Consider the following 3,295-nt stretch of genomic DNA (forward strand, 5'->3'; position numbering starts at 1 on the left):
AAAGAGCCAGATTTGCGCGAGGTTATAAAAAACTTTGTTTTCAGGGTTTTCATAGCGTTTGATGTGGCGATCTCTTTCCTCTGTAATGCCTTTTTTGGCGTAAGGCTGCTTAACTTCTATATTCACCAAAGGCAAGCCGTTGATAAAAAGAGTTATATCAGGCCTTAGGGATTTGTAGGTTAATTCAGCCATCATTTCATAAAGATTGTTGCTAGGGTTATCAAAGTCTATGATTTGATGCTCGCTTTTGAGCAAGTATTCATAAAAGCTTTTGCCTAAATCATCGTAATTCAAGCGTTTTTTGATTTCAGTCAGCGAATCTTTTGCGTTTTTAGTGGGGTTTGGGTTTAGTTGGTTAAAGGCTTGAGTAAAACTATCGGTTAAAATATTGGTGGCGGTGTCTAATTTAGGCTTATTTTTAGCAGAGATAAAATCATAGCCCAACTCGGCTAAATGCATTAAGGCAGGGATTTGAACCCTTGTGATTTCATTGTATGGCATGCACACCCCTTTGATTTAAGGTTGTTATTATAGTGTAAAAGTGAAAATCATGGTTGTTTGAGTTGCATTTGCAATAACAAACAAGCTTTTTTAAGGAATTGTTTCAAGGTGTTTTGAGAATAATTGATAAAATGCGTCAGCTCATTTTCGTTAAGATGCAATGAAACGATTAAGACGCTTTGTAAGATATGAGCCACACTCCCTTCAAATAAAATGCCTATAGTAGGGGTTTTAGCGCTGGCTGTTTGGCAAAACCCACTCAAGCTATCCACCCATTCAAATATTTCTTGCTTGGTTTTGCAAGGCGTGTTTAAATGCGTGAAAAAATCCTCTTTAAAACGAATCAGATTTTTTTGTAAAATTTTTAAATCCTTAGCATGGTTATTGGGGGGATTAAACATGCTTTTAATGCGAGCGATAGCGTCTTGTTTGTCGGAACGTTTCAATTTTACTTGAGAATGATTGAGGCTAACAGCATGCTTGATTTTAGCCCCATAACTCAAATTATAGACTTTTTTAGGCTGGTAATAATGAAGGGCTTCTTCAATCCTTTCTTTAGAGAGCAAAAAAAGCGAGTCACTAAAAGTTTCATAACTTTCAACATTACCCTCTACGCTGATTAAAGACGAAGTGTCAATTTCTTTTTCGTCCCCATAATAGGAATTTTGAGCGTGCTTTTTAAACCCTTTGATATAAGCGCAATCTAAAGCGCACAAATAAATTTCATCGCTCATCAAACCCGCTAAAGCCACCCCGGCATTGCCCACAAAAGGCGCTGCGTATTCTATGCTTAAAGGGCTTATATACGCGCAAGCGCTCCCCCCACGCATAAACATTAACGCTTCTTTGGCTAAATTAAAAGCGTTAGGATTGAGCATGTTAGCCCCCATTAAGGGGGTGTCTTCTAGGGGGGCTTTTTCTAAAACCTCTTTAAGGTAGTCTATGCGCTCCACTTCTATTTGAAAATCCACTTTAACGCCATGCGTTTTTAAAGGCTTTAAAGCGGTTCCGCATGAAAAAATAATGAAATTATCTTCATTTTCTTTTAAAAAATCTAACAATAAATCCAGGCTTGGCCCATTACCCACCACGCAAATAGGGGCGTTAATCTTTTTAGGTTTAATCTTTAGGGTTTGGTATAGGGGTAAGTTTTTAAGCGTGTTCTTTAACCCTAGCAATTCGTCTTCAAAACTCCCCCAACCCCTTAAGGCTTGTTTGTAATAGCTTTGAATGTTTTCTCGCATGCGCAAATTAAAAGCGCTTTTATAGGGCATGATTTCTAGCTTTAAAAAAGAATGCGTAACAGGGCGTTTCAAAAAATCCATTTTCAATTCATTAGGGTTAAAAAACCCTTGAATAAAGAGTTTAGCCCCTTTTTTAATCAAATCTTCATAACGCGCAAAATAACAACTGATTTTAAACAAATCTAAATTTTCTTCAAACAAATAAAGCGAATGGAAGCGGTAATTTTGAGCCTGTAAAATCGCTAAAAACAAGCCGTCTAAAACGCCATAAATCATGGTAGGGGGTAAGAATTTCTTTAAAGAGCAAGGCGTTTGATAATTATTTAAAAAGTTTGAGATCGTATGCGTGGCTTTAAGGGTTAGGGGGAGTTTGGGGTTGTTTTGAGTTTTTAAATAATGTAAAGAGAGGTGGTTATTGTCTAATGACCATCTAGGGTTATTCAGGGGGTTAGAAGCCATGTTGAAAGCGGTTTCTATCATTTGATTTTTAGGGTAGCTTAAAGCGTTTGTGGGCGTGTGTAAGAGATTAAGATGGTTTTTTTCAAAAAGCAATTGGTAATTTTTAAAAGGCGTATTGAGAGCGTTAAAAAGATGGGGATTATAAGATTTGAAAAAAACTAAATTATCCCTAAAACGCTTTAAAATTTCTTTTTCTAAAAAGGGCGCATCAAAAGATGCTAGGGCTTTTAAAAAGGGCATTCAATGGCCTTTTTCATCACACCCCTATGAGTCTTTTAAAGCATTTTCTAAGAGTTGGGAAGCGAGGGCGATTTTTTTCAAAGAGATAAAATCTTGTTCGCTGTAGCGTTTGTTGTCATTCATTTTGTGGTAGTAGGGAACGCTTAAATCCAGGGCTTTTTTCTCTAAATCTTGCTTGGTGGTGTGAGTTTGGATTTCAAAAAGACTTTTTGCTTCTTCTAAAGACATAGGGATTTCTATTGCATTGAAGCGTTCAAAATTGTCATAAAGTTCGTTAAAATCGTGATTGTCTATCTGTAAAAACGCCCCCACGTCTAAAAACAATTCTTTTTCTTTGTTATCCAAAATCCCATCAGCATAGGCTAATAACATAAGAAATTCCACTAATTTCAGGCGTTTGGCGTATTCTCCATGCGTGTGGTCGGCGATTTCTTGGCATAAGGATTCAAAATTTTCTTTTTTATCCACAGGCTCATTGAGAAGCTCTTTAGCTAAATTTTGCTGTTCGCTGTTTAAGGGCTGCTCTAATTCATGGATAAAAAGCGTCCTTAAGGCGTTATCCAAAGCGTTTTTTTGAATGTCTAAAAACTTTAAAAGACGCATATACGTGCCCGTTTGGGTTTGCTTGAATTTGTCTAGGGGACTAGATTGCGCTAACAAATAGGGGTCATTTTTCAAGTCGTATTCTTCGGTTTTGGTTTTAGGGTTTAGGGGGTTTTTCAAATATTCTTTGAGGGTGTTGTAAAAATAAAACAACACAACCGCCGCAATAATTAATAAAATGATTTCCATTTTTTTCCTTTATGAGTATTTTTTCATTTGTTCTTTAAGGTCTTGTTTTTGCCTGCTCT

At 36.6% G+C, this 3,295-nt stretch carries 3 protein-coding genes; all 3 read right to left on the reverse strand.

The window, feature by feature from the left end; all coding sequences use genetic code 11:
- Positions 1-501, reverse strand: a 501-nt coding sequence (locus G6069_RS07780; RefSeq protein ID WP_197293921.1) for a type I restriction endonuclease, incomplete at its 3' end; no start/stop codon positions are given.
- Between the two features lie 47 nt (positions 502-548).
- Positions 549-2,444, reverse strand: a complete 1,896-nt coding sequence (locus tag G6069_RS07785; protein WP_197293922.1) for a motility associated factor glycosyltransferase family protein — start codon at positions 2,442-2,444, stop codon at positions 549-551.
- Positions 2,445-2,468: 24 nt separating this feature from the next.
- Positions 2,469-3,236 carry a TerB family tellurite resistance protein gene (locus G6069_RS07790; RefSeq protein WP_197293923.1) on the reverse strand — a complete coding sequence of 256 codons (768 nt, stop codon included), beginning with the start codon at positions 3,234-3,236 and terminating at the stop codon, positions 2,469-2,471.
- Positions 3,237-3,295 lie beyond the last annotated feature (59 nt).

It is taken from the genome of Helicobacter pylori, from assembly GCF_017594925.1.
Classification (GTDB): Bacteria; Campylobacterota; Campylobacteria; order Campylobacterales; family Helicobacteraceae; genus Helicobacter; species Helicobacter pylori_DP.

Bases quoted from the DNA above. Each gene is read 5' to 3' on its own strand.
- G6069_RS07790 (WP_197293923.1), bottom strand. From the start codon at position 3,236: ATGGAAATCATTTTATTAATTATTGCGGCGGTTGTGTTGTTTTATTTT.
- G6069_RS07785 (WP_197293922.1), bottom strand. From the start codon at position 2,444: ATGCCCTTTTTAAAAGCCCTAGCATCTTTTGATGCGCCCTTTTTAGAA.